The 4,389-nt window shown below is 47.4% G+C and carries 4 protein-coding genes and 1 tRNA gene; 1 reads left to right on the top strand and 4 read right to left on the bottom strand.

Going from position 1 to position 4,389, the window contains the following annotated elements:
• From VIM88_RS05785 to VIM88_RS05800, 4 genes are all read right to left on the bottom strand, one after another.
• Nucleotides 1-1,496 (bottom strand): long-chain-fatty-acid--CoA ligase (locus tag VIM88_RS05785; protein ID WP_331861939.1); only part of this gene is annotated, 1,496 nt, incomplete at its 3' end.
• 1 nt (nt 1,497) lies between these two features.
• Complete coding sequence (locus VIM88_RS05790) at nt 1,498-2,736, bottom strand: OmpP1/FadL family transporter (protein ID WP_331861940.1); 1,239 nt, start codon at nt 2,734-2,736, stop codon at nt 1,498-1,500.
• A gap of 103 nt (nt 2,737-2,839) precedes the next feature.
• Nucleotides 2,840-3,730: a deoxyribonuclease IV gene (gene nfo, locus VIM88_RS05795; RefSeq protein ID WP_331861941.1), complete on the bottom strand. Its 891-nt coding sequence runs from the start codon at nt 3,728-3,730 to the stop codon at nt 2,840-2,842.
• A 9-nt stretch (nt 3,731-3,739) separates the two neighbouring features.
• The gene (locus VIM88_RS05800; RefSeq protein WP_331861942.1) at nt 3,740-4,228 is read right to left on the bottom strand and encodes a hypothetical protein; all 489 of its coding nucleotides are present in this window, start codon (nt 4,226-4,228) and stop codon (nt 3,740-3,742) included.
• Between the two features lie 90 nt (nt 4,229-4,318).
• Here VIM88_RS05800 and VIM88_RS05805 point away from each other — a divergent pair.
• Nucleotides 4,319-4,389: transfer RNA gene (locus VIM88_RS05805), tRNA-Glu, on the top strand.

Consider the following 4,389-nt stretch of genomic DNA (forward strand, 5'->3'; position numbering starts at 1 on the left):
CCCGTAGCATTTTTCGGCAATGCTTCTATCACATGGATCTGTTTGGGTATTTTATAGTTGGCAAGATGCTCTCTCATGTATTGCTTCAAGGCCGCTTCATCAAGACCGCTTACTCCCTCATCGAGTTCCACATAGGCGACAGGCACTTCTCCGTGCTTTTCATCATGCATCCCTATCACTGCTGAAGCGGCTATCCCGTCAAACCTGTCGATGACATCTTCTATTTCGCGGGGGTATATATTGATGCCTTTGGCAATGATCAGCTCTTTTTTTCTGTCTACTATAAACAAGAATCCTTCGTCGTCCATATATCCTACATCGCCCGTAAGCAGCCAGCCGTTGATGATCGTCTCTTCTGTGGCCGTAGGACGGTTCAGATATCCCTGCATCACATTGTCACCTTTGACGATAATATCTCCTATGGCACCCCGATGCACCTCATTCAGCTCCTGATCGACGATCTTTATCTGATAGCCGTACAGAGCAGTCCCGACCGACCCCTCCTTTTGTTTTTTCAACGTGTTCATACAGACTGCCGGACTCGCTTCGCTCAGCCCATACCCCTCAAGCAGTCTCGCCCGTTTGAACTTCTTTGCCATCGCATCCAGTGTTTTGGCCTGCAAGGCAGAGGCACCGGAGATAAATGCGCGTATGTTGTTGAACCACATGAAATACCAAGGAAGTTTCGCTTTTGCCAGAGCGTTATAGACATCAGGGATACCAAAGAAAAGGGTCACCCTTTTTAACAGCGTCTGCTTAAAGATATTGGAGAAGGGCTGGATCGACTGGATGATCACGATACTCATCCCCACATACATGGGAAGCATGACCGCTATCGTGAAGGTGAAGGAGTGAAACATGGGCAAAAAGACAATGCCTCTGTCTCGTGGGGAGACCTTGATGTGCATCATGCCGGACTGTCCGTTTGAAAAGATGTTCTTATGGCTGAGCATCGCACCTTTGGGCTTCCCTGTGGTCCCGGAGGTATAGATGATCACCGCAGTGTCCTCGAGGGAGCTCTCTACAGGTTCCACGGCGAACTCCGCAGCAAGTGCTTCTTCAAAAGAGTAGTGCTGTTCCCCTTGTGCAGTGTGGTCCCCCTCCCAAACGATCGACCGGCACAGTACACCTGCATGGGAACTTTTGACCACCTTGTCATAGATGCTGGACGCAACAAGTACAGTACTGCCGCTGTCTTCCAGGATATAACTGAGCTCCTCTTCTTTTAGAAAGGTATTGACAGGAACGACGACAGCACCCAGTTTTGAAGCGGCAAAGATGGTATAGATAAATTCCGGGGAGTTCCGTAAAAAAAGCGCTATCTTGTCACCTTTTTGCACCCCTTTGTCAGACAAAAACCCTGCCAGTCTGTCGGCTGCTTCCAGGATCTCTGCATAGGTGATCTTCCGATCATCCACGAACAGTGCCACTTTCTTCCCGCGCTTTTTCGCCTGATAGGTGATCAGTTCATAAAAGTGGTTGAACTTGTACTGCATCTTAGTACTCGTACGCGACGCCTATAGTTGTCAAGAAAGCTCCGCCTTCACTGAATCCTGCGGGATATGTATCTGAAGGGTTCACACTGGTCAATGGCGGGATCGTCAGTGTTTCTTTGCTGTCATACAGGAATGCCGCTCCCCATGAAAGGTTTTCTGTCTGCTGGTAACGGAACCCCATGGAGAAGACCTTCGCATCACTGTCTGGCAGTTCAAACCCTATGGTTTCCACAGGGGCCGGTGTCTCGTCGATAGCGAACCCCATCATCGCTGTGATCCTGTTGTCCATTTTCATCGTTGCACCCACTCTGAAGGTGTTGGTATCTTTCCAGTTTTTAGCGATCGGGTCATCAAAGATAAACTGCGGGGTATCATAATTGAAATCCAATGTGTCATATTCTGACCAGAAGGTTCTCTCATAGTTGAACTCCAGGGTGAATTGGTCGTTCCATGTTTTGGAAACGGCGATATTCAACGCTGCCGGGAGAGGCACGGATACACTGGCATCACCATTATAGAACATATGGTCCGGATCCGGGTTCACGGCAGCAGCATACAACTTGGCGTTCCCCTCTTCATCCAGATCAACATTGGATCTATAGGTCACCGCAAAATTGATATCCGAAGTCGGCTTGTAGGTCATCGCCAGGTTATAACCGAACTCAAAGGTATCTCCCTCCATCTCTCTCTTCAGATACCCGTACTCAGGGTGCGTCCCTTCGCTTTTCACGATCCCTTCACTGTAGATCAGCCGTAAACCGCCGCCGATACTGAAATTATCTGCGATTCTGTAGGACATACTGGGGTTCAATTCTACCACCCTAAGCGTAAATTCTTCCGCTGAAAGTTTTTGGTAGGGGGTCTTCCATCTTTTTGTCAGTCCTCCCGGAACGGTCAAACTCACACCCCACCTGAAGTCACCGATAGGCTTAGCGACATAATGCAAAAAGGGAATAGGGAGGTCCTCTTCCTCGGACTCTCCCGACAATTCTCCCAAACTAAAAACATTAGAAGGAAGATGCGCCAGGGTGATACCGCCTTCTATATAACTTTTACCCTCATCCATAAAAGCCATATTCGCAGGGTTGAAATAGGCTGTATCTGCACCACTGGTATGGGCTACATAGGCTGCACTGAGCGCCATCGAGTTGAGTGACTGTTCCGGGATCTTGTACCCTGCAGCCATCACCGCCGAACTTGCTATCGCACTAAGTGCCAATCCTTTAACCCATCTTCCCATGTTTATTCTCCCTTTTTTATTCAAATTCTTCTTGAAGTGCCGCAGAGCTACACATCAATTCATCTTACTGAAGCCTCGTCCTGACCCGGAAAAATGTCTCTAGTTACTCGATCAAAGCATAGAGTGCACTGATCTCCTGTGCCCATAGCGACTCATCTATGGTTTCCAGAACAAGCGGTATATCATCCATACGCGGGTCATTCATAATGAACCTGAAGGTATCCCAGTCGAGCTCCCCCTGGCCCAAAGAGGCATGTCTGTCCACCCTGGAGCCCAATTTTGGTTTGGAGTCATTGATATGCATCCCCATCAGATACTTGGACCCTACAATGCGCTCGAAGGCATCCATCGTTTCCTGATAGGTTTCTCTTGTGCGCAGATCATATCCTGCGACAAAGGTATGGCACGTATCCAAACAGACGCCCACCCTGCTTTTGTCTTCGACCTTGTCTATGATGTGTGCCAAATGTTCAAACCGGTAACCAAGATTGCTTCCCTGCCCTGCCGTGTTCTCTATCACAAGCTTTACATTGGAGTCTTTCGTCGCCTCGATAGCCCTGTTCAGAGAGTCTGCGATCACATCGAGACAATGGAGTTCTGCTTCCAACAGCTTCTCATCATACTCCGGGTCTTTTTTCGGGATCTTTGTCAAATGGGAGCCTGGATGGAAGTTCAGTCTGTCAAGCCCCAAAATACGGCAGCGTTCCAGCTCGTCTATAAACGCCGTTCTTGATTTTTCCAGCTTCTCCGCTTCAGGATGCCCCAGATTGATAAGGTAAGAGTCATGGGGTAAAATGTGTTTGGGCAAAATACCTGAAGCTTCAAGATTTGCATGGAATGCGTCGATCGTTTTTATCTCTAGGGGTTTTGCCACCCACTGTCTCTGGTTTTTCGTAAAAAGTGCAAAGGCTTTCGCTCCTATGGCCATTGCGTTGAGCGGTGCATTGTCCACACCTCCGCTTGCACTTACATGTGCACCGACAAACTTTGTCATATTAGAACCTTAATATTGTTTTTTCACTTGTATAAGTATAGAATTGATTGTATCACGGAAAACGATCTGCTGGTTTAAAACCGTGTACTCGATATTATATTTGTCTTTTTTTATGATTTTCTGTGTAAACCCTTCACCCTTTTCATCCAACCCGATACCGGAGAATATCGGTCTTCCCCTAAAGATATTTTCCAGTAACGCATCCGGGTACCTGCTGCTTAGAACCTCTTTGTTGAAACGTTTTTTGCCCATACACTCGAAATGGCTCATGCATACGGAAGACTCAGTGATCCTCAAAGAGACCATTGCCTGTCCGCTGCCGTAGATCTCTACTTTTATCTCGTTCTCATCTTCATAGAGAAACCCCATATCGGCATATTTGAATGTCGGCGTTTTAAAGAGTATGAATGCAGCATTCTGCGTGACATACTCTTTAGCGGTACAGCCGCCCAAAAGAAAACTGATCAGTAAAAGGAGTATCGTGCTTTGAAAATTCATCTGTTTTACCCTTCTTTTAGCTAAATTATACACTATCTTAAGAGATTTTTAAGCCCCCTATCTATATAATGCCATCCACAAGTTACTGATGGCCCCATCGTCTAGCGGTTAGGATCCATGGTTTTCATCCATGTTACCGGAGTTCGAGTCTCCGTGGGGTC

Origin of the sequence: Sulfurovum sp. (assembly GCF_036568385.1) — a bacterium.
In the GTDB taxonomy this organism is placed as follows: Bacteria; Campylobacterota; Campylobacteria; order Campylobacterales; family Sulfurovaceae; genus Sulfurovum.

What these genes read in the sequence shown, in the direction of transcription:
- VIM88_RS05790 (WP_331861940.1), bottom strand. Translation starts at nt 2,736, where the DNA reads ATGGGAAGATGGGTTAAAGGATTGGCACTTAGTGCGATAGCAAGTTCG.
- nfo (WP_331861941.1), bottom strand. Translation starts at nt 3,730, where the DNA reads ATGACAAAGTTTGTCGGTGCACATGTAAGTGCAAGCGGAGGTGTGGAC.
- VIM88_RS05800 (WP_331861942.1), bottom strand. Translation starts at nt 4,228, where the DNA reads ATGAATTTTCAAAGCACGATACTCCTTTTACTGATCAGTTTTCTTTTG.